The sequence below is a fragment of the Bradyrhizobium xenonodulans genome (assembly GCF_027594865.1).
Taxonomy (GTDB): domain Bacteria; phylum Pseudomonadota; class Alphaproteobacteria; order Rhizobiales; family Xanthobacteraceae; genus Bradyrhizobium; species Bradyrhizobium xenonodulans.
The window spans coordinates 3352666-3379282 of record NZ_CP089391.1; the positions used below are offsets into that span (position 1 = coordinate 3352666).

General features: G+C 64.5%; 24 protein-coding genes and 1 tRNA gene. 18 read left to right on the forward strand and 7 right to left on the reverse strand.

Features of this window, described 5'->3' with window-relative positions; all coding sequences use genetic code 11:
• The first annotated feature begins 15 nt into the window (after window positions 1-15).
• The 3 genes from guaD to rnz are packed head-to-tail and all read left to right on the forward strand — an operon-like array spanning window position 16 to window position 3349.
• Window positions 16-1413: a guanine deaminase gene (guaD, locus tag I3J27_RS15470; protein WP_270170724.1), complete on the forward strand. Its 1398-nt coding sequence runs from the start codon at window positions 16-18 to the stop codon at window positions 1411-1413.
• Between the two features lie 15 nt (window positions 1414-1428).
• Window positions 1429-2412, forward strand: coding sequence for an antibiotic biosynthesis monooxygenase (locus I3J27_RS15475; protein WP_270170727.1), 984 nt, complete (start codon window positions 1429-1431; stop codon window positions 2410-2412).
• A gap of 34 nt (window positions 2413-2446) precedes the next feature.
• Window positions 2447-3349, forward strand: coding sequence for a ribonuclease Z (rnz, locus tag I3J27_RS15480; RefSeq protein WP_270172797.1), 903 nt, complete (start codon window positions 2447-2449; stop codon window positions 3347-3349).
• 7 nt (window positions 3350-3356) lie between these two features.
• Here rnz and I3J27_RS15485 read toward each other — a convergent pair whose 3' ends face one another.
• A complete protein-coding gene (locus I3J27_RS15485) occupies window positions 3357-4208 on the reverse strand; it encodes an IclR family transcriptional regulator (protein WP_270170729.1) in 852 nt (283 codons plus the stop codon).
• A gap of 106 nt (window positions 4209-4314) precedes the next feature.
• Here I3J27_RS15485 and I3J27_RS15490 point away from each other — a divergent pair, with 106 nt between their 5' ends.
• The 8 genes from I3J27_RS15490 (at window position 4315) to I3J27_RS15525 (ending at window position 11591) form a co-directional block, all read left to right on the forward strand.
• Complete coding sequence (locus I3J27_RS15490) at window positions 4315-5235, forward strand: dihydrodipicolinate synthase family protein (protein ID WP_270170731.1); 921 nt, start codon at window positions 4315-4317, stop codon at window positions 5233-5235.
• A gap of 24 nt (window positions 5236-5259) precedes the next feature.
• Complete coding sequence (locus I3J27_RS15495) at window positions 5260-6705, forward strand: FAD-binding oxidoreductase (protein ID WP_270170733.1); 1446 nt, start codon at window positions 5260-5262, stop codon at window positions 6703-6705.
• Window positions 6702-7808: a four-carbon acid sugar kinase family protein gene (locus I3J27_RS15500; RefSeq protein WP_270170735.1), complete on the forward strand. Its 1107-nt coding sequence runs from the start codon at window positions 6702-6704 to the stop codon at window positions 7806-7808. Before I3J27_RS15495 ends, I3J27_RS15500 begins: the two co-directional genes overlap by 4 nt.
• The gene (pdxA, locus tag I3J27_RS15505; protein ID WP_270170737.1) at window positions 7805-8842 is read left to right on the forward strand and encodes a 4-hydroxythreonine-4-phosphate dehydrogenase PdxA; all 1038 of its coding nucleotides are present in this window, start codon (window positions 7805-7807) and stop codon (window positions 8840-8842) included. The genes I3J27_RS15500 and pdxA overlap by 4 nt, the downstream gene beginning before the upstream one ends.
• Before the next feature lie 17 nt (window positions 8843-8859).
• Complete coding sequence (locus tag I3J27_RS15510; RefSeq protein ID WP_270170739.1) at window positions 8860-9990, forward strand: iron-containing alcohol dehydrogenase; 1131 nt, start codon at window positions 8860-8862, stop codon at window positions 9988-9990.
• A gap of 60 nt (window positions 9991-10050) precedes the next feature.
• Window positions 10051-11022 (forward strand): Bug family tripartite tricarboxylate transporter substrate binding protein, encoded by a 972-nt coding sequence (locus I3J27_RS15515; RefSeq protein ID WP_270170741.1) that lies wholly within the window; start codon window positions 10051-10053, stop codon window positions 11020-11022.
• Window positions 11023-11144: 122 nt separating this feature from the next.
• Window positions 11145-11348 (forward strand): hypothetical protein, encoded by a 204-nt coding sequence (locus I3J27_RS15520; RefSeq protein ID WP_270170742.1) that lies wholly within the window; start codon window positions 11145-11147, stop codon window positions 11346-11348.
• Window positions 11349-11517: 169 nt separating this feature from the next.
• Window positions 11518-11591 (forward strand) — tRNA-Gln (locus I3J27_RS15525).
• Between the two features lie 78 nt (window positions 11592-11669).
• Here the strand turns inward: I3J27_RS15525 and I3J27_RS15530 are convergent.
• Both I3J27_RS15530 and I3J27_RS15535 read right to left on the reverse strand, forming a co-directional pair.
• Window positions 11670-12563: a caspase family protein gene (locus I3J27_RS15530; RefSeq protein ID WP_270170744.1), complete on the reverse strand. Its 894-nt coding sequence runs from the start codon at window positions 12561-12563 to the stop codon at window positions 11670-11672.
• A gap of 42 nt (window positions 12564-12605) precedes the next feature.
• The gene (locus I3J27_RS15535) at window positions 12606-14483 is read right to left on the reverse strand and encodes a caspase family protein (RefSeq protein WP_270170746.1); all 1878 of its coding nucleotides are present in this window, start codon (window positions 14481-14483) and stop codon (window positions 12606-12608) included.
• Between the two features lie 207 nt (window positions 14484-14690).
• Here I3J27_RS15535 and I3J27_RS15540 point away from each other — a divergent pair, with 207 nt between their 5' ends.
• On the forward strand, window positions 14691-15053 hold the full coding sequence (locus I3J27_RS15540; protein WP_270170748.1) for a DUF1428 domain-containing protein: 363 nt from the start codon (window positions 14691-14693) through the stop codon (window positions 15051-15053).
• An 8-nt stretch (window positions 15054-15061) separates the two neighbouring features.
• Here I3J27_RS15540 and I3J27_RS15545 read toward each other — a convergent pair whose 3' ends face one another.
• The 3 genes from I3J27_RS15545 to I3J27_RS15555 form a co-directional block, all read right to left on the reverse strand.
• A complete protein-coding gene (locus tag I3J27_RS15545; protein WP_270170752.1) occupies window positions 15062-15634 on the reverse strand; it encodes an invasion associated locus B family protein in 573 nt (190 codons plus the stop codon).
• 62 nt (window positions 15635-15696) lie between these two features.
• Window positions 15697-18843: a multidrug efflux RND transporter permease subunit gene (locus I3J27_RS15550; RefSeq protein WP_270170755.1), complete on the reverse strand. Its 3147-nt coding sequence runs from the start codon at window positions 18841-18843 to the stop codon at window positions 15697-15699.
• Window positions 18840-20012, reverse strand: a complete 1173-nt coding sequence (locus tag I3J27_RS15555) for an efflux RND transporter periplasmic adaptor subunit (RefSeq protein WP_270170771.1) — start codon at window positions 20010-20012, stop codon at window positions 18840-18842. Before I3J27_RS15555 ends, I3J27_RS15550 begins: the two co-directional genes overlap by 4 nt.
• 374 nt (window positions 20013-20386) lie before the next feature.
• Between I3J27_RS15555 and I3J27_RS15560 the strand changes: the two genes are divergently transcribed.
• The 6 genes from I3J27_RS15560 (at window position 20387) to tolA (ending at window position 26153) form a co-directional block, all read left to right on the forward strand.
• On the forward strand, window positions 20387-20626 hold the full coding sequence (locus I3J27_RS15560; RefSeq protein ID WP_025035676.1) for a hypothetical protein: 240 nt from the start codon (window positions 20387-20389) through the stop codon (window positions 20624-20626).
• Between the two features lie 225 nt (window positions 20627-20851).
• On the forward strand, window positions 20852-23251 hold the full coding sequence (locus I3J27_RS15565; protein WP_270172799.1) for a TonB-dependent receptor: 2400 nt from the start codon (window positions 20852-20854) through the stop codon (window positions 23249-23251).
• 2 nt (window positions 23252-23253) lie between these two features.
• Window positions 23254-23943 (forward strand): Fe2+-dependent dioxygenase, encoded by a 690-nt coding sequence (locus tag I3J27_RS15570; protein WP_270170775.1) that lies wholly within the window; start codon window positions 23254-23256, stop codon window positions 23941-23943.
• Window positions 23940-24872, forward strand: a complete 933-nt coding sequence (gene exbB, locus I3J27_RS15575) for a tonB-system energizer ExbB (RefSeq protein ID WP_270170777.1) — start codon at window positions 23940-23942, stop codon at window positions 24870-24872. The genes I3J27_RS15570 and exbB overlap by 4 nt, the downstream gene beginning before the upstream one ends.
• 3 nt (window positions 24873-24875) lie before the next feature.
• Window positions 24876-25352, forward strand: coding sequence for a biopolymer transporter ExbD (locus tag I3J27_RS15580; RefSeq protein WP_270170790.1), 477 nt, complete (start codon window positions 24876-24878; stop codon window positions 25350-25352).
• A gap of 3 nt (window positions 25353-25355) precedes the next feature.
• Entirely contained in the window at window positions 25356-26153 is a 798-nt protein-coding gene (tolA, locus tag I3J27_RS15585; RefSeq protein ID WP_270170797.1) for a cell envelope integrity protein TolA, read from the forward strand.
• 15 nt (window positions 26154-26168) lie between these two features.
• Here tolA and I3J27_RS15590 read toward each other — a convergent pair whose 3' ends face one another.
• Entirely contained in the window at window positions 26169-26591 is a 423-nt protein-coding gene (locus I3J27_RS15590) for a hypothetical protein (RefSeq protein ID WP_270172801.1), read from the reverse strand.
• Window positions 26592-26617 lie beyond the last annotated feature (26 nt).

Below are 26617 nucleotides of genomic sequence, written 5' to 3' on the forward strand. Positions count from 1 at the left end.
GGAAGGAACCAGATCATGACCACCGTCGGTATTCGCGGCACGTTCTTCGACTTCGTCGACGATCCCTGGAAGCACGTCGGTCACGAGCAGGCCGCCGCGCGCTTTCATCAGGACGGCCTCATGGTCGTCACGGATGGCGTCATCGAGGCGTTTGGCCCGTACGAGAAGATCGCCGCCGCGCATCCGGGCGTCGCGATCACTGAGATCAAGGACCGCATCATCGTCCCGGGCTTCATCGACGGCCACATCCATCTGCCGCAGACCCGCGTGCTGGGGGCTTATGGCGAGCAGTTGCTGCCGTGGCTCCAGAAGTGGGTCTATCCGGAAGAGCTCAAATACCGGGATCGCAACTACGCGCGAGAGGGCGTGAAGCGTTTCCTCGACGCCCTGCTGGCGTCGGGCACCACCACCTGCCAGGCCTTCACGAGCTCCTCGCCTGTTTCGACCGAGGAACTGTTCGAGGAAGCGGCCCGCCGCAACATGCGGGTGATCGCGGGTCTCACCGGCATCGATCGCAACGCGCCGGCCGATTTCATCGATACTCCGGAGAATTTCTATCGCGACAGCAAGCGGCTGATCGCGCAGTACCACAACAAGGGCCGCAACCTCTACGCCATCACGCCGCGCTTCGCCTTCGGCGCTTCGCCGGAGCTGCTCAAGGCCTGCCAGCGCCTCAAGCACGAGCATCCGGACTGCTGGGTCAACACCCACATCTCCGAGAATCCGGCCGAATGCAGCGGCGTGCTGGTCGAGCATCCGGACTGCCAGGACTATCTCGGCGTCTACGAGAAGTTCGACCTGGTCGGTCCGAAATTCTCCGGCGGCCACGGCGTCTATCTCTCGAACAACGAATTCCGCCGCATGTCGAAAAAGGGCGCGGCGGTGGTGTTCTGCCCGTGCTCGAACCTGTTCCTCGGCAGCGGCCTGTTCCGCCTCGGCCGTGCCACCGATCCCGAGCATCGCGTGAAGATGTCGTTCGGCACGGACGTTGGCGGCGGCAACCGTTTCTCGATGATCTCCGTGCTCGACGATGCCTACAAGGTCGGCATGTGCAACAACACGCTGCTCGACGGCAGCATCGATCCCACGCGCAAGGATCTCGCCGAGGCCGAGCGCAACAAGCTCTCGCCTTATCGCGGCTTCTGGTCGATCACGCTCGGCGGTGCCGAAGGTCTCTACATCGACGACAAGCTCGGCAATTTCGAGCCCGGCAAGGAAGCCGATTTCGTCGCGCTCGATCCGAACGGTGGCCAGATTGCGCAAGCGTGGCACCAGTCGCTGATCGCCGACGGCGCCGGCCCGCGCACGATGGATGAGGCCGCGAGCATGCTGTTTGCCGTCATGATGGTCGGCGACGATCGCTGCGTCGACGAGACCTGGGTGATGGGCAAGCGCCTCTATAAGAAGAGCTGAAGCGGACAGCGGCTCATGAGCGCATCTCCTGACACAGCCGGCCAGCCGGTCGCCCTCGTCATCCAGCGCCGCATCGCCGACGACGGCTTTGCCGCGTTTGCGCGCTGGAACGGCGAGGTCGGCGAGGTGCTCAAGGCGTGGCCCGGCTTCCTCAGCCAGGAGGTGGTGCCGCCGCAGCCGCCGGCGCATGTGGACTGGGTGACGATTTTGCGTTTCGCGAGTCCGGCCGCGGCGCGCGCCTGGCTTCAGAGCGAGGTGCGGGCACGGTTGATCGCGGACGTGCAGCGCCTCTTCGTCGGTTCGGAGGACGTCCATATCCTGCCGGACACCGGCGTTCAGCGCGACAGCGCGGTGTCGGCCGTCATCTCGTTCAGGGTGCCTGACGGGCTCGAGGATGCGTTCCTCAAATGGCAGCAGCGGATCCAGGCCGCGGAGGCCGAATTCAAGGGGTTTTTGCGCCACAAGATCGAGCGGCCGATTCCGGGCCTGCACGACGAATGGATCGTCATCCTGTCGTTCGACAGCGATGCCAACCTCAATGCGTGGCTCGACTCGCCCGTGCGGCAGACGCTGCTGAAGGAGGGCGCGCGCTTCAACGCCGGCATGAACGTGAAGCGGGCGAGCTACGGCTTCAACTTCTGGTTCCCGGCCGGCAAGGCCCAGGCGCCCGAGCAAAGTGCGGGCCTGATCTGGAAGAGCAACCTCATCGTCCTCCTGGTGCTCTATCCCGTGGTCTATCTCTGGGGCACTTTCGTCAGCGCACCGCTGATCGACAGCCATGGCGTGCCGGTCTGGCTGTCGCTGTTCGTCGGCAATCTCGTCAGCACCCAGCTGCTCGGCTGGTGGCTGGTGCCGACCGCCTTCAAGGCGCTGGACTGGTGGGTCACGCCGAAAGCAGCGGTCGGCCGCCAGATTGCGGGATACGCGCTGCTGGTCGCGCTCTATGCGGGGTCGATGGGCCTGTACGCGCTGCTGCTCGCGTGGCATTGGGGGCGGTGACGCCCGCTCATGTGCCGCTGGATGCCTGACCACCATGTTCGCCCTGACATTTCTCGGGACCTCGGCCAGCGTTCCCTCGGCGGAACGTAACCATCCGGGTCTCCTCGTGGAGGCCGCGGGCAAGCGCATCCTGGTCGATTGCGGCGAGGGCACGCAGCGCCAGTTGCTGCGCAGCGGCGCCGGCTTCCGGCGGCTCGACCGCATCCTGCTGACGCATGGTCATCTCGATCACATGCTCGGCATTCCCGGCCTGTTCTCGACGCTGGGCTTGCGGCAGAGCACCGATGCGATGACCATTCATGCAGGACAAGGCACGCTCGACGTTGTCATTCGCATGCTGGCCGGCCTGTGGGGCGCGGGCAGGGCGCCGATCCCTGTGGTGTTCGCGCCGCTGACCGAAGGGCAGGTCATCGACGCCGGCGACTTCATCATCGATTGCTTTCCCGTGCGCCATCGCGACACCGACAGCTTTGGCTTCGTCTTCGAGAGCCCCGCACGGCGCCATCTTCGGACGGAGCGCCTGGCTGAGCTTGGTGTCCCGGACGGGCCCATGCGCGGAGAACTCGCCGCAGGACGGCCGGTGGTGATCGCGGATCGAACGATTGATCCGGAAGACGTGCTGGGGCCGCCGGGCGGTGGCAAAAAACTCGTCGTGATCGGCGATACCGAAACCACCGATGGATTGTCAAAGCATGTCGCCGACGCCGATCTGCTGGTGATGGAGGCGACGTTCCTCGATCGCGACGCATCGACGGCGCGGGCCTACGGCCATCTCACGGCAATCGAGGCGGCTTCGTTTGCCGCTGCCAACAACGTCAAACAGCTCGTGCTTGTCCATATGTCAGGCCGCTATCCGGACGACGAGATCCTGGCTGAAGCGACAAAGGTCTTTCCAAGCACGCGGATCGCCGCCGACTTCGATCATATCGTGGTCTAGAGCGGCCTCAGCTCGTCAGTCCCGACTTGATCGCGAGATCCTGCACCTGGGCGGTCACCTGCATCAGCCGCGGTAGCGCCTGATCCCGGAAGGCCGACATGTCCATGCGCATCGCATCGACCGTGACGCTCAATCCCCCGATCACGAGACCTTGGGCGTCGAAGATCGGCGTTGCCAGCGTGCGCAGGCCGTAGGCGTTCTCGCCGTCCGAGACGGCGTGGCCCTTCTTCTTGACCTGATCGAGCCGGGCGAGCAGGGCGTCGAGATCGGTCAGCGTTCGCTCCGACAGCTTGACGCGCGGGCGCGCTTCCAATCGTGCGATCTGCTCATCCCGTGCCAGATGCGCCAGCATGACATGGCCGAGCGCGGCGCTGTAGGCGGGAATGCGCGTGCCGGGCCGGCGGTCCATCTTGTGGCGGTCGAGGCCGGCACCGATGCGCGCGAGATAGATCACGTCGCCGCCGTCGAGGATGCCGAGCGAGGCGGCATCGCCCACTGCCGGGACGAGATCGCGCAGCAGCGGCTCGACGATCGGCCGCAACGAGCCGTGCGAGAGCACGGTGTAGCCGAGGTCGAGACAGGCAACCCCAAGGCGGAACCGGCGGCTCTGCGGTACCGCCTGGAGATAGCCGAGCTCGATCAGGGTCTGGATCAGGCGGAACGCCGTGCCGCGGTCGAGATCGGCCCGTGCGGCAATCTCACTCAGGGTCAGCTCGAAGGCCTCGCTGCTGAAACTCTTTAGCGCGGCGAAGGCCTTGCCGACCGAGGCGACGTAGTTCTTGGGATTCTTCGCGTCAGCTTCCGATTTGCGCTTTGCGGCTTTCTTTTCGACCTTGGCCATGCCCGAATGCCCCGCCATGACAGCCATCGCCCTTGACGTGGGGACGAGCTGATTTTACGACAGCATTAGCAAATAACAAATGTTCGCATTCCGAACAATATCGATTTGGCGATCGGAGGAAGTTTTGTCGACATCATCGCTGCACCCTCATGGCGTGTTCTCCGCCGCGCTGACGCCGCTCGACGCCGAGCTTGCTCCCGATCACGCGCGCTTCGTCGCGCATTGCCGCTATCTCCTGGATGAAGGCTGTGACGGCATCGCGATGCTCGGCACCACGGGCGAGGCCAATTCCTTCTCGGTCGCCGAGCGCACCGCGCTGCTCGAAGCCGTGGTCGGCGCCGGCATCGCGCCCAGCCAGCTTCTGCCCGGCACCGGCGTCGCCGCGCTCAGCGACACCATCGCGCTGACGCGCCACGCGCTCTCAGTCGGGGTCGACACCGTCGTCATGCTGCCGCCGTTCTATTACAAGGGCGTCACCGACGATGGCATCTACGCCTCCTACAGCGAGATCGTGCAGCGCATCGGCGATGCGCGGTTAAAAGTCGTGCTCTATCATATCCCGCAGATGTCGGCGCAGCCGATCTCGCATGCGCTGATCGAGCGGTTGCGCAAGGCGTATCCGGCAACGTTCACCGGCATCAAGGATTCGTCCGGCGACTTCGCCAACATGACAGCGATGGTCGAGCGCTTCCCCGGCTTCTCGGTTCTGGTTGGCGCGGACCCGCTGCTGCTACCGCTGCTGCGCAAGGGCGGTGCGGGTTGCATCACCGCGACCTCCAATCTCATCGCGCGCGATCTTGCCTATGTCTACAAGCACTTCCGCGATAGTGACGACGACGCGGCGCTGAAGGCGGCGCAGACGCGCATCGTGAAGGCGCGCGAGCTGGTCTCGCAATTCCCGCAGATGGCGTCCCTGAAGGCGCTGACGGCCGACCGCACCAAGCATGCCGGATGGCAGCGCCTGCGGCCGCCGCTGGAAACCCTGCCGGCGGCTCAGCTGAAAGAGCTGCTTGCGAATGCCGCGGCATTCGCAGCCGCAGTCTAGGCGGCGCGACGACGAGGCGATCCGATGTCCGAGTCTTTCCAGGATGCGTTGGCCGGGCTTGTCGCTATCGTCGGTGACAAGCACGTCATCGTATCAGGGCCCGACCAGGAGCCTTATGTGGTGGACTGGCGCGGGCGCTATCACGGACGCACCGTGGCGGTGGTGAAGCCCGCCTCGACCGCCGAGGTCTCTTCCGTCGTCAAGTTCTGCGCGGAAAGGCGGCTCGCGATCGTGCCGCAGGGCGGCAACACCGGCATGTGCGGGGCCGCGACGCCGGACGATCGCGCCGGCAATGTCGTGATCAGGCTCGACCGCATGCGGGCCGTGCGCGACGTCAGCCCGCTTGCCAATACGATCACGGTGGAAGCCGGCTGCATCCTCGCCGAGGTGCAGAATGCGGCTCGTAGCGTCGATCGCTACTTCCCCCTGAGCCTCGGTGCCGAGGGGTCCTGCCAGATCGGCGGCAACATCTCGACCAACGCGGGTGGCACCGCCGTGCTGCGCTACGGGCCGACGCGCGATCTCGTGCTCGGGCTGGAGGTCGTGCTGCCGGACGGGCGTGTCTTCAACGGCCTGCGCGCATTGCGCAAGGACAACACCGGCTACGCGCTCAAGCAGCTCTTCATCGGCGCGGAGGGCACGCTCGGCATCGTCACCGCGGCTGTGCTGAAACTGTTCGCGCCGCCGCGCAGCTCGGCGCTGGCGCTGTTGAAATTGCAGAATGTCGAGCAGGCGCTCGAGGTCATGGCGCGCCTGCGCGGTGCGGTCGGCGACCGGCTCGGCAGCCTCGAGATCATGTCGCGCTCGCAGATCGAGGCGATCGCGGAGACCGTGCCGCATGTCACGATCCCGTTCGAGCTGACGACGCCGTGGTATCTGATCGTCGAATTGACCGACACGCTTCCCGGTGTCGATCTCGACGAGCCGCTCGCCACGGTGCTCGCGGATGCGATGGAGGCCGGACTCACTGAGGACGTCATCCTGGCCACCAACCTTGCGCAGGCCAAGGCGATCTGGGCGGTCAGGCACAGTGTGTCCGAAGGCAACAAGCGCAGCGGCTATGTCGTCTCGCACGACAGCGTGGTGCCGCTGGAGCGCCAGGCCGCCTTCGTCACCAATGTCGAAGCGCGGATCAAGGCCGCCGTGCCGCATGCGAACGTCGTGATGCACGGTCATATCGGCGACGGCAACATCCATGTGATCGCCCTGATCGATCGCGCACGCTGCCAGGAGCCGGCGGCGACGGCCGCGCTGGTGGCGCAAATCAACGAGATCGTCGACGACGAGACCGCGGCGCAGGGCGGGGCGATCAGTGCCGAGCACGGCATCGGGATCACCAATCGCGGCCGGCTGGCCCGCGTCGCCGATCCGCTCGATATCGAGCTGATGCGCGGCATCAAGCGCCTGCTCGATCCGAACGGCCTGATGAATCCGGGCAAGATCTTTTCCGCGGGAGGCGCGCAGGGATGACGAGCGTCCGCCTGCTTGCCGACGATCTCACCGGTGCGCTCGACACCGCGGCGGAATTCGTCAGCCTGTGCGGACCGTTTGACGTCACCTGGACGGATGCCGCCGCGACGTCGGGCTTGCAAAGCCTCGCGATCGACAGCGGCACCCGCGAGCGGTCGAAAGCTGACAGCGTCGAGATCGTCGGACGGCTGGCGCCGCTGCTCCACGGTGGGTCGATCGCTTACAAGAAAGTCGACAGCCTGCTCCGCGGCGCCTGGGCGGCCGAGCTCGGCGTCTGCCTGCGCAGCGGCCATTGGGCGTCGTGCGTGGTCGCGCCGGCGTTCGACTATCAGGGACGCCGCACCGTGGGTGGCCAGCAATTTGCGCGGACGGTGCAGGGCGACTGGCATCGCGTCGGCGACAATCTGCTCGATCAATTGCGACAAGACGGCGTCGAGGCGCGACAGGGTGGTCCCGACACGCTGTTGCAGGGCGGCGTTCAGGTCTTCGACGCCGAGAGCGACATCGACCTTGACCGTATCGTCGAAATGGGACGCCACATGCCCGCGCCTGTGTTGTGGTGCGGAAGCGGAGGATTGGCCGGCGCGCTTGCCCGCAACCATCGCGCTGATGCGCCAAGCCAGTTGAAGCGGCCGGTGCTGGGGCTGTTCGGTTCTGATCAGGCCGCCACGGCCTGCCAGCTTGCAGCATGTGGCGACGTCACCGTCGCGCTAACTGAAGGTGAGGGTCGCGCGGGCGTCGAGCGCAAGCTGGCAGCCGACGGCGTGGCCTTGGTGAAATTCGCGTTCCCAGACGGCCTTTCGCGTGCCGAGGCCGCGCAGAGGATCGCGCGCGAGCTGGCAGCGCTGGTTACGGCGCTTGATCCGCCCGGCACGTTGATCGTCGCTGGCGGCGAGACCCTGAAGGCCGTATGCGTTGCGCTCGGTGCGCATGCGCTTGAGGTCACTGGGCGCATCGTGCCGGGATTGCCGCGCTCGGTACTGCAAGGCGGTCGCTGGGCCGGCGTCGACGTGATCTCGAAGTCCGGCGCGTTTGGCCCCAGCGAACTGTGGCGCGACTTGCTCCGGCACAATCATCTGCTCAGAATGGAGAGTCCGACATGACCTCTCGTCATCTTGCCATCACCATGGGCGATCCGGCCGGGATCGGACCGGAGATCATCGTCAAGGCCTGCGTCGGGCTGAAGGACCGGATCGCGAAGGGCGATTTGCGCATCCTGATCATCGGCAGCGGCACCGCGCTCGATGGTGCGAAGGCTGCGCTCGGCGCCGACATTGCCATCCCCGAAGTGAATAGCGACGATCGCGACTGGCCGAACCTGTGCTTCCTCCAGGCCGACGCCGAAGGCGATCCGATCAAGCCCGGCGTGCTCAGCGCCGACGGCGGCCGCTTTGCCTACAAGGCGATCGAGCAGGGCGTGCGCATGACGCAAGGAGGCCGGACCGCGGCCATCGTCACCGCGCCGCTCAACAAGGAGGCGCTCAACAAGGCCGGCTATCACTTTCCCGGCCATACCGAGATGCTGGCGCATCTCACCGGGGTGCGTGGCTCGGTGATGCTGCTCGCCCATGGCAACATGCGCGTCAGCCATGTCTCGACCCATGTGGCGCTGGAGGACGTGCCGAAGCGCCTGACGCCGGAGCGCCTGCGCATGGTGATCGATCTCACCAACGATGCGCTGTTGCGGCTCGGTATTGAGAAGCCCAAGATCGCGATCGCCGCGCTCAACCCGCATGCGGGCGAGGGCGGTCTGTTCGGCCGGCAGGATATCGATGTCTCGGCACCGACGATCGCCAAGGCCGTTGCCGACGGTCTCGACGTGGTCGGTCCGGTGCCGGGCGACACCATCTTCGTCAAGCTGCGCGCCGGCCAATACGATGCCGCGGTCGCGATGTATCACGACCAGGGGCACATTCCGGTCAAGCTGCTCGGCTTCCAGGTCGATCCCGCCACCGGCCGTTGGCAGGAGCTCTCTGGCGTCAACATCACGCTGGGCCTGCCGATCATCCGCACCTCCGTCGATCACGGCACCGCCTTCGACATCGCCGGCAAGGGCATCGCCAACGAGCACAGCCTGATCGAGGCCATCGACTATGCCGAGCGGCTGGCCGCTGGCGCTTCCTCCGCATCCAAGTAACGAGATCGACCCCACCGATGACCAACGCCTTCACACCCATCGAAATCCAGCGTCCCACCATCCTCGAATTCGGCAACGGCACGATCGGTGCTGCGGCACGCTTTGCCGAGCGGATCGGTGCGAAGCGGCTGCTGGTGATCTCCGACCCGTTCAATGCGCGCCGCGTCGACACGCTGGCGCTGCCGGGGGCCGTGAAGGTGTTCGGCGATGTGAAGCCGGAGCCGGACCTGCCCAACCTCGAAAAGGCGGTCGCGATGGCGCGCGACGTCAAACCCGATCTCGTGATCGGCTTCGGCGGCGGCAGCGCGATGGATCTGGCCAAGCTGGTCGCGGTGATGTGCACGGGTGACGTCGCCTTTGCGGACATCGTCGGACCGGAGAAGGTCGCCGGCCGCAGCGTGGCGCTGATGCAGATTCCGACCACGTCGGGCACCGGCAGCGAGGCCGGCACGCGCGCGCTCGTCACCGACCCCGTCAGCCAGAACAAGCAGGCGGTGCAGAGCCGCTTCATGCTCGCCGATATCGCCATCGTCGATCCGGATTTGACGATGACCGTGCCGAAGGAGGTCACTGCGGCGACCGGCGTCGATGCGCTGGCGCATTGCGTCGAGGCCTATACCAGCCGCAAGGCGCATCCGATGATCGACCTCTACGCGATCGAAGGCGCGCGGCTTGTCGGGCAGTATCTCAAGCGGGCGGTCGCCGACGGCAGCGATCGCGAGGCGCGGGCAGGGCTTGCGCTGGCGTCCCTCTACGGCGGCTATTGCCTCGGGCCGGTGAACACGACCGCCGGCCATGCCGTCGCCTATCCGCTCGGTACGCGCCACCATGTCGCGCATGGCCTGGCCTGCGCCGTGATCTTCCCGCACACGCTGGCCTTCAACATGCCGGCAATGGAAGCGAAGACGGTGGCGGTGCTTGCGGCGCTCGGTCTGCCGGAGCAACGCGATCCGAAGCTTGCCTTCGAGGCGACTTATGGGTTTTGCAAAGATCTCGGCATCGAGATGCGGCTGTCGGCGCTCGGCGTGCCCAAGGATGATCTCGGCGTGATGGCCGACGAGGCGCACGCCATTCGCCGTCTGCTCGACAACAATCCCCGCGACCTCGGCCGGGATGCGATCCTCAACATGTACGAGGTCGCGTTCTAGCCATCTCCGCCGCTCGTTCGCGGCAGCCAATCAACAACACCGAAAACAGAGGAAACTTCGATGAGATCGATGTGGCTTGTCCTTGCCTCAGCCGTGCTGCTGGCGATGTCACCGGCAAAGGCGCAGGACGGCTATCCGTCCAAGCAGGTGACGGTGATCGTGCCCTTCGCCGCCGGTGGCACCGCGGATATCTTCGCGCGCATGGTGTCCAACCATTTGCAGGTGAAGCTGGGCAAGCCGTTCGTGGTCGAGAATGTCGGCGGCGCCGGCTCGATCCTCGGCGTGACACGGCTGGCGAAATCCGCGCCCGACGGCATCACGCTCGGGCTTGCGAGCACGTCTGCCCTCGCGATCAACCCGACGCTCTACGGGCCGAAGCTCAGCTACCAGCCGGACAAGGATCTGGTGCCGGTCACGCAGATCAGCGTCGTGCCCAACGTTCTCGTCGTGAACCCCGACAAGATCAAGGCGCGCACCGTGCCGGAGCTGATCGCTTACCTCAAGGCGAATCCGGACAAGGTCTCGTTCGGCTCGGCGGGCGTCGGCACCTCGCAGCACCTGGCCGGCGAGCTGTTTCAGCAGATGACCGGCACCAAGATGGTGCACGTGCCCTACAAGGGCTCCAGCCAGATGCTGACGGATCTATTGAGCGGCCAGATCGATCTCGCCTTCGACAACGTGCCGCTGCTGCTGCCGCAGGTGAAGACGGGCCAGCTCGCGATGCTGGCGACCGCAACGCCGAAGCGCGCCGCTTTCGATCCCGAAGTGCCCGCCGTCGCCGAATTCCTGCCGGGCTTCGAGGCGGTGGCGTGGCACGGCTTTTTCGTGCCCGCTGGCACGCCGAAGCCGATCGTCGAAAGGCTCTCGGCCGAGATTCGCGCCTTCATGCAGCAGCCGGAGACGGTGCAGAAGATGGCCGAGCTCGGCGCTGCCGCGGTGGCCGTGGATTCCGAGCCGTTCGCGGCCTACATCGCATCCGAGACGGAGCGGTGGAAGAAGGTGATCGACGCTGCGAACATCAAGCTGGAGTAGGGGGCCGGCTTGCGCCCGGGCGTTAGTCTTACCTGTCAAGGTTGACGAGACATCGTGCACACATGGGGACCCGTTCGGCATATTTTGGATATCCGAAGAGTAACCCATGTCTTGAGAGTCCGATGTCTCGTTCCGTTGAATTGATCGTCGAAGGCTATGTGCGGCTGAACGATCGCGATGCACTTCACGATATTCTGGCGCATCGGCAGGACCTGCTGCGGCAGCTTGTGTCGGTCACCGGCGTAGACCCCGGGAAGGCCATCGCGCAGGTCAACGAGGAGATCACGATCATCGAAGCCGGGCTTGCGACGCTCGCGCCGGACTAGACGTATCCGGGCCCGATATTGGGTCAACAGCTCCGTGCACCGCAGCGCTTGCCAGCACAGGGGCGAGCGGGTAGAACGCTGCCACGCCTGAGCCGTGATTTGCGCCAAACGCGCTTCCGGCCGCAGCTGGACAAACAAGTAAGTCGTTGAATTTGTTCAGCTATTCCGTTGGGGAATGGTGTAACGGTAGCACAACAGACTCTGACTCTGTTTGTCTTGGTTCGAATCCAGGTTCCCCAGCCAATTGCCGGCGATCTCCCGTAGATGAATGTGCCGGGCCTGCCGCGCCGCTATGACGGGAGCGAGCCTCCGGCAGTGGTGCTATCCCGGTTTGCTCCGAGCTGACTTCTTCTTCGCCGCTGCCTTCTTTTTCTTCGCTGCGGTTTTCTTCGTCTTGGCCAGCGTGAAGGGGCGCGCGGCCATGAAGGCCGGATTGCCGGCGCCCACCAGCGACAGTTTCGGCGACTGATCCGGCGGCATCTTGGCGCCGATCGCGGTATGGAAGCGGCGGTAGGATCCCTTGAACGTGCCGCCGTTCCAGACGGTCTTCAGCGTTCCCGTGAACAGGCCGTTGAATGTGCCGTCCTGCGAGAGCTGGTTGTCCTGGCAGCCGGAGATCAGCAGCACCGATGCCTTGACGTTGCCGAGGGCCTCGGACAAATCGCGCCGCTTCAGGATCGGATCGTAGGTCTTCCTGTTGCCCTGGTAGACGCGCAGCGCCACCTCGTCCGGCATTGCGCGATAGACGGTGCCGGGGGCGCTGCGTGCCCTGGCCTGATAATGCAGCGCCTTGCTCACGCTGCCGCTATGGCAACTGTCAGAGAGCAGCAGGATGCGCACGCCGGCTGCAAATGCGCCCCATGAGGAATACAGCTCGTCGTCGACGAGCTCGCCGTCGTAGAGGCACCAGGTCTCGTCCTTGCCGTCGGGCTCGTCGCCGTTGAGGTCCGGCAGCTGACCGCCGTGGCCCGAATAGGTCACGAAGAACATGTCGCCCGATTTGAGGGTCTTGGCCGCGTGCGCGATGCCGCCGAGAACGGCGGCGCGGGTCGCCTTGCGGGTGAGCAGCTTGGTCGGTGCAAAGCCGCTCGTGTGGGCGAGGTCCGCCATGTCGTTGGCGTCGGCCTCGCAGGCGTTGAGGGGTCCGCTCCAGCCTTCGTAATGCTGCGGATCGACCGCGTTCAATCCGATGTGCAGGGAAATGCCTGTCGCCATGATGACTTCTCCAAAGTCTGATTGGCCGATACTCGATGCCTGCTATCGCTTCTTCTTCGCCGCACTCTTCTTCGCTGCCGGCGCCTGCTTGCGGCTGGTCTTGCGCGATCGTCTGGACGATGATTTCGGGCCGGCCTGCGCGGTGGGCTTGGCGGCAGACGTGCCTTGCGAATTGCCCCACGGCACGGGCGCGTCGCAGCGGATCTTGGCGCCGACCAGATTGGGCGTCTGGTTGTATCTCATGCGCCTCAGCTTCTCCGTGACGAGCTCATTGAGCGTGTTGAACGATGGATTTTCGCCCTTGGCTCTCAGCTCGCGCAGCGTGGCGGCCATGGAGTAGGTGTAGACGCCGTAGGACGTCACGCCATCCCGATATTCGTAGGAGAGCTGCTGCTCCTGACAGGCCTCGAGCAGGATCGGCATGTACGGCCCGTAATGATCGAGCTCCTTGCGCGTCTTGTTGTAGTCCTTGTCCGGCTTGGTTCGCAGCATCATCGCGCGCCCCAGCCGTTGCGTTGCCCCGTTCTGCCCGAGGAAATCGGCGCCGTTCTTCCTGTCCTTCAGGCTCTTGTTCAGTGGCGCGAAGTCGCGCGGCATCCACATCCGCTCGGCCGCATCCCACTTCAGCGCACGGTGGCGGATGTCGTCCGGCGGGCTCAAGCCCCGGACACGCGGACCGCCGTCGCGCGTCAGCCCGCCCGAATGGCAGCAATCGAACATCGCCACGAAATAGCTTTCATAGGGCAACTGCGAGTACAGCTCGGCGAACTGGCGGTCCAGAACGGCGTGCGCCGGCGACCAGTCGAAATCATAGGGAACGAGACATTCGTCGACGTGATCCGGCTCGCCCTGGATGTTGTAACGCGGAATCTGGGCGCCGTGTCCCGAATAGAACAGCATGCGCTCGTCACCATCGCGAACGCCGTCGAGCAGCCAATGCAGCCGGTCCATGATCCCTTGCGTCGTGGCGCGGTCGTTGAGGACGATGCGGATATCCTCCGGCTCGAAACCGCTCTCCTGGAGCACTGAGCTCATCAGGAAGACATCGTTGACGCAGCCTTCGAGCCTGCTGGCGGGGTCGGGGTAGTCGTTGATGCCGATCAGCAGGGCGCGGCGGCCGGGTTTGACCGCAAGGCTCGTCATCTCGCGCGCCGCGCTCACGATGGCGCGCGGGGTGGGCGCCGGGGCGGCATCATGCCAGACGGTCGCAACCGTGCTGGTGTGCGACAGATACCACGTCGCATCATGATTCAGTACGTCGTTGGGAACGTCGAAAGGCACCGTGACCTGCTGGTAATTATCCGCCCGGATGTCGAGCGGATAGGTCAGCACGTGATCCCCGGGATTGTAGAGGTGATACCATTTCCGGCAGGTCAGGGGCTTGATACGACCGGCAAAGACGTCGCGCACCGCCGGGTTGCCGATTTGCGATCCGAAGCTGACGAAGATCGCGTTCTTGATCGCGTCACTGTCGTGCAGGAAGGTGTCGTAGCAGATCAGCGAGCCGAGGCTGTGCGCCAGAACCATGTCGTAGGTCTTGGCCTCGATCTTGTCGAGAATGACCTGGCGCAGGTCCTTGCGGAGCTGCTCGTCGGTTGACCACTGGGCGACCATGCCTGCGGTCCATTTGACGACGGCGGGGATGTCTCCAATGCCGCGTGCGCCGGTCAGGAGGTCGCCGAAGCCGTGAACGACCGCGCTCGCCAGCAGCTTGGCCGAGGCCGCGGCGTAGGTGAACGCATTGAGCGGGGCCTTGTCGAACAGATCGTCGTAGCGAACGAAGTCGATCGAGAGCTGGACGTCCGGATCGACCGACTCGACAGCGCGCGTGATGACTTTGGACCAGGACTGCTGAAACCCGGCGTCGATCTCGGCGTGACCGACGCCATGCACGCAAAGCAAAGACAGGCGGGTGCTCATGAAAGCTGCCTCGTTCTCAAATACGATCTGAAAAGACGACGCGCGTGCAATCGCTGGGGATGATGCCACGGTATCGCTACTTCCGGATGTGAAGTAGCGCACAAAAAATTCGCGACAGTTTGCCTCACTTCGCGGGCGCCATGACGAGTCGGATTGCCGGGCGCAGCTTCGTCCTCAGGGCTCATGCCACTCCAAGGAGATCCGCAAATGCCCTATGTCGATGGTTTCGTGCTGGCCGTGCCGAAGGACAAGATCGAGGCCTACAAGACGCTGGCGACAACCGCCTGTGCGCTCTGGATGGAGCACGGCGCGCTCGACTACGTCGAATGTATCGCCGACGACGTGCCCTATGGCGAGCTGACCTCGTTTCCGCGCGCGGTGATCGCGAAGGAGGACGAGGTCGTGGTGTTCGCCTGGATCGTCTACCGCGATCGGGAGACGCGCGATGCCGTCAACAAGAAGGTGATGGCCGACCCGCGGCTGAAGATGGAGGGCATGCCGTTCGACGGCAAGCGCATGATCTATGGCGGCTTCACGACGCTGCTTCGGGCGAGCGACGTCGTGACCTGACGCTGCCCTTACTTGATCTTGTCGTAGGCCGCCGCGAAATCATTCAGCGGCATCGGAATCGCGATCGTCTCCTTGGCCATGTTCTGGAAGGAGACCTTGAGCTGCTTGCCCGACCGCAAGGTCGCCAGCAGATCCGGCGCGATCGGCGTCGAAGCGTAGCAGCCGCGATTCTCGCAGGTCTGGATCTGGAGGTCGACGGTCTTGCCCTCGTCGACCTGGAGCTTGGCGCCGACGGGCAGGTTGAGGCCGAGCGGCAATTGCAGCAGCGCCACCGGCGTGCGGGTGTCGGGCGCGATGCGGATGTTGACCAGCACGATGGTCTGGCCGGTCTTGGTCAGCACCGCATTCTGCTCCATCGCGCATTCGAGCGGCGCGTCGCGGCTGATGCTGGTGCAGCGCACCACCCAGCCGGGCTGCTGCGCCGGAGCACCGTCCACCTGTGCCTGCGTCGGGGCCGGCGCGGGCTGCGCCGCCGGAGCAGGGGGGGCGGCGTTCTTCTTGGCGCCCTGCTGGGCATACGCGGCGCCCGTCGACAACAGGACAGCGGCGGCGAGGGCGGCAAGTCTGGATTGCATGAGCATGGCGAAACCGCGTTGGCGTGAACCGGGGCCTCGCTGTAGCGTCGCGGGAGCTGTGGCGCAAGCTACTCGGCGGCTTCCTTGACGGTGTCGCGATCGGGGGTCTCGTGACCCTCGCCGTCGCCGGAGCGGCCCCAGCCCGAGAACCAGTTGTTGAGCTCGTCGAGATAGAGATAGACGACGGGTGTGGTGAACAGCGTCAGCGCCTGGCTGACGATCAGGCCGCCGACCATGGCGTAGCCGAGCGGCTGGCGGATCTCGGCGCCGGTGCCATGGCCGAGCATCAAGGGCACGCCGCCGAGCAGCGCCGCCATCGTCGTCATCATGATCGGACGGAAGCGCAACAGCGCGGCCTGACGAATGGATTCCGCCGGCGTCTTGTGCTCGTCGCGTTCGGCGGCGATGGCGAAGTCGACCATCATGATGCCGTTCTTCTTCACGATGCCGATCAGGAGAATGATTCCGATCAAAGCAATGAGGCTGAAGTCGAAGCCGGCCGCCATCAGGATCAGCAGCGCGCCGACGCCGGCCGAGGGCAGGGTCGATAGAATCGTGATCGGATGGATGTAGCTCTCGTAGAGGATGCCGAGGATCAGATAGACCACGACGAGGGCTGCGAGGATCAGCAGCGGTACGGTGCCGAGCGATTGCTGGAACGCCTGGGCGGTGCCCTGGAAGCTCGAGTTCAGCGTCGGCGGAGCGCCGAGATCGGCCATCGCCTTCTGCACGGCTTCGGTGGCCTGGCCGAGCGCGACGCCCTGCGCGAGGTTGAAGCTGATCGTGATCGCCGGGAACTGGCCCTGGTGGCTGATCGAGAGCGGGCGGACCGGATCGGTGCTCCAGCTCGCGAAGGTCGACAGCGGCACCTGGTCGCCGGTCAGCGGCGATTTCAGATAGAGCTTGTTCAGGCTGTCGAGATTGCCCTGCAGCTCCGGTAGGATCTCGAGGATCACCTTGTAGGTGTTGAGCTGGGTGAAATATTGCGTCACCTGCCGCTGTCCGAAGGCGTCGTACAGCGTGTCGTCGATCAGCTGCGGCTGGATGCCATAGCGGGCAGCGGTATCGCGGTTGATCTTGAGCTGCACCGTGGTGCCTTGCGTCTGCTGGTCGGTGGCGACGTCGCGCAGCTCCGGAAGTGTCTGCATCTTGGCGAGGATCTTCGGCGCCCAGTCGTTGAGCTCGGCGAGATCCGCATCCTGCAGGGTGAACTCGAACTGCGTGCGCGTCGGCCGGCCGCCGAGCCGGACGTCCTGGGCCGCCTGCATGTAGAGGCGAGCACCGGACACCTTCTCGAGCTTGGGACGCAGCCGCGCGATGATCTGCTGCGCCGAGGCCTCGCGCTGGTTGCGCGGCTTCAGCGTGATGAACATGTTGCCGTTGTTGCCGGCGCGGCCGCTGCCGCCGATGTTCATCGCGATCGTCGCGACATCAGGGTCCTCCATCACGAGCTTGCCGAGCTCGACCTGCCGCCGCTGCATCTCCTTGAACGAGATGTCCTGGGAGGCTTCCGAGGTCGCGGTGATCAGGCCGACGTCCTGCTGCGGGAAGAAGCCCTTCGGGATCAGGACGAACAGATAGACCGACAAAGCGAGGGTCGCGAAGAAGATCGTGAGCGTGGTGCGGCGCCAGGCGAGAGCATGGTCGAGCACGTATTCGTAGCCGCGCAGCATGCCGTCGAAGGCGCGCTCGCTCCACTGGTAGAACTTGCCGTGGGTCACCTCGCCATGCGCGCGAAGGAACCGCGAGGCCATCATCGGCGTCAGGGTCAGCGACACGAACATCGAGACGAAGATGGTCATCGCCAGCACGACGGCGAATTCGCGGAACAGGCGGCCGATGATGCCGCCCATCAGCAGCAGCGGGATCAGCACCGCGACCAGCGAGATGCTGATCGAGACGATGGTGAAGCCGATTTCCTTCGAGCCCTTGAAGGCCGCCGCCATCGGCGATTCGCCTTCCTCGATGTAGCGGGTGATGTTCTCGAGCATCACGATGGCGTCGTCGACGACGAATCCGACCGCGATCGTGAGCGCCATCAGCGACAGATTGTCGAGCGAATAGCCGACGACCCACATCAGGGCGCACGCGCCCAGCAGCGCCAGCGGAACCGTGATGGTGGGAATGACGGTCGCCCAGAAGCTGCGCAGGAAGATGAAGATGACCATGACCACGAGGGCGATGGTCAGGAGCAGCGTGAACTGGACGTCCTCGACCGCGGCGCGGATCGTCGTGGTGCGGTCGCTGATGAGCTCGATCTTGATCGCGGGCGGGATCGCCGCCACGAGGCGGGGCAGGGTGGCCTTGATCCGGTCCACGGTCTCGATGACGTTGGCGCCCGGCTGCTTGAAGATCACCAGGAATACGCCGCGTTTGCCGTTGGCCCAGGCCGCCTGCTTGGCGTCTTCGGCACCGCTGACCGCCTGGCCGATGTCGCGGATTCGCAACGGGCCGCCATTGCGATAGGCGATGATGACGTCGTTCCAGTCCTTTGACTGGGTCAGCTGGTCGTTGGCGTAGATCGTGTAGGCGCGCTTCTCGCCGTCGATATTGCCCTTGGGGCTGTCGACGGTGGTGATTGCGATCTGGCTGCGCACGTCCTCCATCGACAGGCCCTTGGCGACCAGTTTCGCCGGGTCGACCTGGATGCGGATGGACGGCTTCTGCTGACCGCCGATGAAGACCTGCGCCACGCCCGAGAGCTGGCTGATCTGCTGTGCGAGCTGGGCGTCGACCGCGTCGCTGACGCTGGTGAGTGGCAGCGTCTCCGACGTCGCCGACAGCAGCAGGATCGGCGCATCGGCCGGGTTGACCTTGCGGTAGGTCGGCGGCGAGGGCAGGTTCTTCGGCAATTGGCCGCTGGCGGCGTTGATCGCGCCCTGGACGTCGTTGGCGGCGCCGTCGATGCTGCGGTTGAGGTCGAACTGGATGGTGATCGAGGCGGTGCCGAGATAGCTCGTCGAGGTCATCTGGGCGATGCCGGGAATCTGGGCGAATTGCCGCTCCAGCGGCTGGGCCACCGACGAGGCCATGGTCTCGGGGCTGCCGCCCGGCAAATTGGCGGTGATCTGGATGGTCGGAAAGTCCACCTGCGGCAGCGGCGCGACCGGCAGCAGCGGATAGGCGACGAGACCGACGAAGAGAATGCCGGCCATCAGCAGCGAGGTGCCGATGGGATAACGGATGAAGGGTGCCGAAATCCCGCCCTCGGTCATTCCCGTCGTACCTTGTTCTGGGCCGGATCCGAGCTTGCCACCGCCGTCGAGACGAGGCTTCCGGGCTGCACCTTGAATTGACCGCCGGTGATCACCTGCTGGCCGGGCGCGAGGCCCTCGTCGACGACCGAACGTCCGTCGATGGCGTAGCTAACCTTGATCTTGTGCACCTCGGCCTTGTTGTCCTGATTGACGGTATAGGCGTAGAGGCCGCTGGTGGAATGCTGGACCGCATCATCCGGAACCACGGTCGCATCCTTCAGCGTCCGCACCAGCAGGCGCGTCGAAACCGACTGGCCGGGCCACAGCGTATGGTCCTTGTTGTCGAACACCGCCTTGAGCCGGATAGTCCCGCTGGTGGTGTCGACCTGGTTGTTGATGACCGCAAGCTTGCCTTCGGCCAGCGTCTTTTTCCCGTCGGTCGTGAACGCAATCACTTTCAGTGCGCCAGCCTTCTGGCCTTCGCTGATATAGGGGAGCTGATCCTCCGGCGCGGTGAAGATCACCGAGATCGGCTCGACCTGCGAGATCGTGACGATGCCGGTCTGCGTCGAGGCGTTCACGATGTTGCCGACGTCGACCAGACGCAAGCCGGCGACGCCGGTGATCGGTGCCTTGATCTGGGTGTAGTCGAGCTGGGTCTGGGCGTTGGAGATTGCGGCTTCGTCGGCAGCGATCTGGGCGGTGAGCTGGGCGACGGTGGAGCGCTGGGTGTCGACCCGCTGCGCGGTGGCGAATTCGCCGAGCTTCATGGCGCGCTGGAGTTCGAGATTGGCGTTGGCCAGGCTCGCCTCGTCCTGCGCCTTCTTGGCCTTGGCCTGGTCGAGCGTGGCCTGATAGGGGCGGGGATCGATCGAGGCCAGAAGCTCGCCCTCTTTGGCGATCTGGCCTTCGGTGAAGGCGATCTTGTCGATCTGGCCGTCAACCCGGGTCCGGACCTGCACCGTGTTGAAACCCTGCACCGTGCCGAGACCCGTCAGATAGACCGGGAAGTCGACCTTCTGGACCGGCGAAACGCTCACCGGGACGGCGGCTGGACGCGGCGGACCCTTTTGGGCGGTCTGGGCCTTTCCGACATCCGCCGAGCCGAATTTCTGCCAACCATAGTAACCCGCGGTGGCCACGGCCGCGACGATGACAATCCAGAGAATCGGCCGTGATTTTTTCATATCGGCTCGTTGGCTCGTGTGCCCAGAACACGAATTGTGGGGCAATCATAGGGTTCCAGCAGGCTTGTATATTACACGCCAAGTTCCAGTGTAAACAGCACTATCAGTTGAGAATCCTAAACAATTGGAAAGCTTTGCACTGCCTAGGCAATGCTCTGGCGCGGCGGTGTGCAGTGCTGCATTTTCCCGGCGCGAGCGATCGGCGAGCAAACCTTGGGCAGTGCTCGGAGCGGGTGCGGCGGATTGGGGCGCGCCGTGGGGAGCCGCATCGCCGGGGGCGTCACAAGAACGGTTCTAAATCGTGCGCGGGGCGTTTCGGTTGTCAGGAAAATCAGCATCGGTCATATCGGCCCTGCCACACACGGAGTGCAGGGATGGACGAGTTGAACGGCAAGCTGATCGCTTGTCAGATTCTGATCACGGGACTGATCGCGCGCGTCGCCAACGAGCAGCGTGATCCGCTGCGATTTCTCACCGACTTCCGCGACGAGATCAAAGCCGTCGTCAACGGCGTCAACATCGCCGGCATGGACAACACCGACCGCGTGCGCGCCGTCGCACAGAAAACCGTCGACGAATTGTTCTCGCTGATGAAGCCGCCGAGCAGCGATTGAGGCCGAGAGCGCGCCGCGGATTGAGCGGTTTTTCTGCGCGGAATTTTAGAACGAGTCCAATCTCAACTTAGAACGATTTCAAAGTTCGGATTTAGAATCGTTTTGATCTGGACATATTCCGGGGTTCTCGCGGGTTGCCCGCATTGACCCGCTATTTTGCGGCCGATACCAACATCCATCGTTCGTCGAAGTGGTCGAGCGAACAAGAAGATGGGGCGTTTGGTAATGGGGCAGGTGGTCGCACCGAAGTCGTTGCGTTCGGTCGCAGCGTTCAATCCGATGGATGACAAGTCCGCGGGAATTTCCGGCAAGAAGGTCTCGGCGGTCGCGAGCTTGATCGCGGTGGCTTCGGTGTCGAGCGGTGCGCAGGCGCAGCAGTCGAACCTGCCGCCCGTGACGGTCGATGCTCCCGTCGAGCGCCCGCGTCCGGCCGCCTCGAAGCCGTCGGCGGAGCAGGTCCGCGCGCGCAATGCGCTCCGCCGCGCCGCGCAGCGCCAGCAGCAGGCCGCAACTGCCACGCCGACCGTGACCGGCGAAGCCGATCGCAATCCCTATTCCGATCCGGCGGCGCCCTACAAGGTCGATCACGTCCAGGCCTCCGGCAAGTTTCCGGAGAAGATGCTGAACACGCCGAAGAGCATCACCGTGCTCAGCAAGGAGGTGCTCGAGGACAAGAACGCCACCACGCTGAAGGAGATCGGACGCTCGACCGCCGGCGTGACGCTGGGCTCGGGTGAAGGTGGCAACGCGTTCGGCGACCGCTTCTTCATCCGCGGCTTCGACGCGCGCAACGACGTCTTCATCGACGGCATCCGCGATCCCGCGGTCTCCATACGCGAGAACTTCTTCACCGAGCAGATCGAGATCCTGCGCGGCCCGGCCTCGTCCTATGCCGGCCGCGGCACCGCCGGCGGCGCCATCAACATCGTCACCAAGCAGGCGGGCGACGTCAATTTCCAGCGCATGGATACCGAGTTCGGTACCGACAGGACCAAGCGCGTCACGATCGACGTCAACCAGGTGATCGACCCGACCTTCTCGGTGCGCACCGGCGGCCTGTTCCAGGACGCCAACGTGGCCGGCCGCGACTACATTACCGACAATCGCTGGGGCAGCTTCATCTCGACCAAGTACACCCCGACTAGCGACATCAAGATCACCACGAACTACGTGCATACCGATCTCAGCGGTCTGCCGGATTTCGGCGTGCCCTACTACAAGCAGGGCAACGTGCCGGTCACCTCCGCCGGCATTCCGCGCGGCACCTGGTACGGCTTCCTCAACCGCGACTTCCAGACCGCGCGGCAGGATTTCGGCACCGGCACGATCGAGTACAAGGTCAACGACGCCATCACGCTGACCAGCAAGGTGCGCGGCGAGCACTCGCTGCTGAACTACATCGGCACGCTGCCGCAGAACCCGATCACGACCAGTCCCAATCCGCTGCTCTGGACCACGACGGCGAGCGCACAGAGCCGCTACCAGAACGTCGACGTGTGGGCCAACCAGAACGAGGCCACGTTCAAGCTCGACACCAACGGGGTCAAGCATACCGCGGTGTTCGGCGTTGAATATTCGAACGAGAACATCTCGATCGACCGTTACGCCGGCCTCGCGTCGGAACTGGCCGGCTCGCCCTTCACGAGCACCGGGGCCATCTCGGGTGTCAATGTCTACTCCCCTCAGTACACGTATCTCTCCGGCTTTGGCACGCCGTCGCTGGTTGGAAATCCGACGCGCTATGGTGTCAACACCAGCAGCGTCTACGTCATGGACACCGCGAACTGGCAGGACACCATCATCGTCAATGGCGGCATCCGCTATGACGGCTACAGCCAGAGCGCGTCGAACAACTCAAATTATGTCAAGCAGAACAACGATCTCGTCAATTACAACGTCGGCCTGGTCTACAAGCCGATGTCGATCGGCAGCATCTATGCAGCCTACGCGACCTCCGCCAATCCGTTCGGCTCGGAGCTCGATGCGACCGGCACCGATTACGGTGGCGTTCCCGCCAATTCGACCATCTTGCTCGGGCCCGAGCGCAACAAGGCGATCGAGCTCGGCACCAAATGGGAGCTGGCCGACCGCCATCTGCTGGTGACCGGCGCGCTGTTCCAGACCACCAAGGACAACGCGCGCGAGACCGTCAGCGGCCTGCTCACCTCGGGCGCTGCCTACAGGATCCAAGGCATCGACATCGAAGCCGAGGGCAAGATCACAGATCGCTGGAGCGTCTTCGGCGGCTTGGTGCTGATGCAGTCGAAGGTCACGCAGAGCGGCGTTGCCTCGAATCTCGGCCTCCAGCTTGCCAACGTTGCGCACCAGTCGTTCAGCATGCTGACCAAGTACAAGTTCGACGACGGCTGGGAGCTAGGCGGGCAGGCGGTGTACCGCTCGAAAGTCTATGGCGGCACGTTCGCGGCCAACACCAACGAGCTGCCGAGCTACTGGCGCTTCGACGCGTTCGTCGAGAAGAAGATCGACAAGAACTGGACCATGAAGTTCTACGCCCAGAACCTCACCAACAAGCTCTATTACGACTCGTTCTATCGCAGCAACGTACCGTTCGTGGCGGTCGCGCCGGGCCGGGCATTCTACCTCGTGACGACGGCGAAGTTCTGATCATGTTGACGTGCTTGCCTGGTGTCCTGAGCAAAGATGATGTGGTGGATTTCCGCCGCATCATGGATGCCAGCGACTGGGAAGACGGCCGCTCCACCGCCGGCGCGCAGTCGGCGATGGTCAAGCGCAACGAGCAATTGCCGCCGGATGGCGAGGTCGCGCGCAAGCTCGGCAACCGCATCATCTCGGCGCTGACAGCGAACCCGCGCTTCATCGCGGCGGCGATCCCGCTCCAGATCTTCCCGCCGCTGTTCAACCGTTATGCGGCGAGCAGCGGCCATCATTTCGGTCTGCATGTCGACAATGCGATCCGCGGCGACCGGCTGACCGGCCTTCGCATCCGCACAGACCTGTCGGTTACGCTGTTCCTCGCCGAGCCGGAAGAGTATGACGGTGGCGAACTTGTGATCGAGGACACCTACGGGTCGCACGAAGTCAAGTTGCCAGCCGGCGACTGCGTGCTCTATCCCTCGACCAGCCTGCATCTGGTCACGCCGGTGACGAAGGGAACGCGAGTTGCGTCTTTCTTCTGGCTTCAGAGCATGATACGGGACGATCAAGCCCGGAGCATGATCTTTGACCTCGACACCGCGATTCAGGCGCTGGTGGAACGGCTCGGGCGTGACGATCCCGAAACGGTCAAATTGACGGGTATCTATCACAACCTCATTCGCTACTGGGCCGAAGTATGAAGATCATGTCGTTCCAAGCAAGCCTTGCCGCAGCCGCCATGCTGGCCGCCGCCTGGCTCGCATCCCCTGTTTCTGCCCAGACACAAACCGCGCCGGCGGCAGCACCGGCCCAATCGACGGCTCAGCAGCCCGCGGCCAGCCCGGCCCCGGCGCCAGCTCCGACCGCCGCGGCGCCTGCGGCTCCCTCGGCCGCCATGCCGGCAGCCGCCAAGCCCGAAGCTGCCGGCGTCGCGCCGGCCATGAAGGAATTGTCGCCCTGGGTGATGTTCCAGTCGGCGGACGTCATCGTGAAGGCGGTGATGATCGGGCTCGCCTTCGCATCGCTCATGACCTGGACTGTCCTGATCGCCAAGTCGATCGAGCTGTCGGTTGCCTCGACGAAACTTCGTTCGGCGCTGAAGAAGATTGCAGAGGCGCGCTCGCTCGCCGAAGCGCAGATGGCGCTCGGCGCGAAGGAGGGCGTGTTGCCGTCCTTTCTGGCGGCGGCGCTGCGCGAGGCGCGGATGTCGGCCGGCTTGTCCAGCGATGCCGGCATCAAGGAGCGCGCGGCCTCGAGCTTCCAGGAGATCGTGCGCGCCGAGGCGCGGCGCATCCGCATCGGCATGGGGGTGCTCGCGACCATCGGCTCCACATCGCCCTTCGTCGGCCTGTTCGGCACGGTCTGGGGCATCATGAACAGCTTCATCGGCATCTCGAAATCGCAGACGACGAACCTTGCCGTCGTCGCGCCCGGCATCGCCGAAGCGCTGCTCGCCACCGCGATCGGCCTCGTCGCCGCCATTCCCGCGGTCATCATCTACAATCACTTCTCGCGCGTGACGAAGAACTATCTCGAGCTCGTCAACCGTGCCTCGGGCGCGGCTGGGCGGCTGCTCTCGCGCGATCTCGATCGCAGCCACGGCAGCGTGCATTCGCGCGCGGCGGAGTGAACCATGGGCGTTTCGCTCGCAGACAATGATGACGACGACGATTTCGGCGAGACGCATGACATCAACGTCACGCCGTTCATCGACGTCATCCTGGTGCTGCTGATCATCTTCATGGTCGCAGCGCCGCTGTCGACGGTGGACCTTCCGATCGACATGCCGACGTCCACGACGGTGACGCAGCAAAAGAAACCGGACAAGCCGACCTTCGTCACGATCAAGTCGGATCTTGCGATCGCGATCGGTGAGAATTTCGTCAAGCGTGCCGACCTGGTCCGCGCGCTCGACAACAGGCCCGATGCAGGCAAGGAAAAGCCGATCTTCCTGCGGGTCGACCGCGGCGTTCCTTACGGTGAGTTCTTCGACGTGCTCGAGATCTTGCGCGGGGGCAATTACAGAAACCTCAAGGTCGAAGCCCTTGAAGGCGTGCCCGGGCAAGCCGGAGCCGCACAAGCCGAGCCTGCAAGCCCGGCGAAGCAGTAAGATATGAGCGAGCCTGACAGCAAGAAATGGCGATCACGCGCCCTTTGGGCGCTGGCGGCGATTGTCGCGCTGTTTCTGCACGTCGGCGGTGCGGCGCTGGCAATCTCCAATCTCGAAGCCACGAATCTCGATGAGGGACTGGGTGCCGATGACGGCGCGATCGGTCTGGAGATGGTCGCGCTGAAGGCCGAGGAAACCGATCTTCCGCCGGGGCCGGAAAGCGACGCGTCGGTGGCCTCGCCGGCGCTGGCCCAGCAGAAGGCGGTCGAAAAGGAAGTCGACCTACCGAAGGAAAAGCCGACCGACACGCAAGAGGAAGCCGACAAGGTCGTCACCGAGAACAATGCCAAGAAGCCGCAGGAAGACGAGCCTGAGCCGGCTAAGGTCGAGACCAGCCAGTCGGTCGAATCCGTCGCCTCGGAGGCTACGGCGCCCCGCAAACCTTCCGACGATGCAACTCTCGGCGAGAAGGCCCAGATCATCGAGAAGGGGCTTCTGGACGACAAGAAGAGGCTCGTGGCCGGCTGGACCAAGCAGATTACGGCCTGGTTCGAGCGCCACAAGCGCTACCCGAAGGTCGACAAGGTCAAGGACGCCAAGGTGGTGGTCACCTTCGAGCTCGATCGCACCGGCAACGTCCTTACGGCCGAGGTCCAGGAGACCTCCGGCGACAAGCGATTTGACGAGGAAGCCATCGCCATGCTCCACCGCGCGAGCCCGCTGCCTGCGCCGCCGGCGGTGCAGGCGGACGAAGGCCTCAAATTCAGCGTCCCCGTCATCTTCAATCAAAAGAAGAAGTAGCGGGGCGTCCCCGGCTCAGCGCCAGTAGAGCCGGATCCCGACATAGACCACCGCCAGGCAGGCAAAGATCAGCGCCACCGGGAGCGGCCGTTTCTGGGGTCCGCTGGCGGCATTCGACCCGAAGAAGCTCGCCTTCTTGGGCTTCGGCTCCGGGCGGCGGAAGGCGGTAACATTGTCCGCTGCCGGTTCAGTCGGGCGGGGACGGACGTCGGGCGGGGTTCCCGCGCCACCCATCTCGGCATAGTAGGCCTTGTAGATCGCGCCGATGGTGGCCTCGGTGGCCTGGCCCTCGCTCATCTGCGCCAGCAGGTTCTTGTAGCTGACGAGGAACTCCTGCGCCTCCGGCGGCAGCGCGGACGACCCGTTGAGCTTGGCCATCATCTTCCAGGTGGCAAAATCCGCGCGGGCACGGGTATCCGCGCGTCGCGCGATCAGCATATCGGCAGCTTTGACCAAGTCGGCCT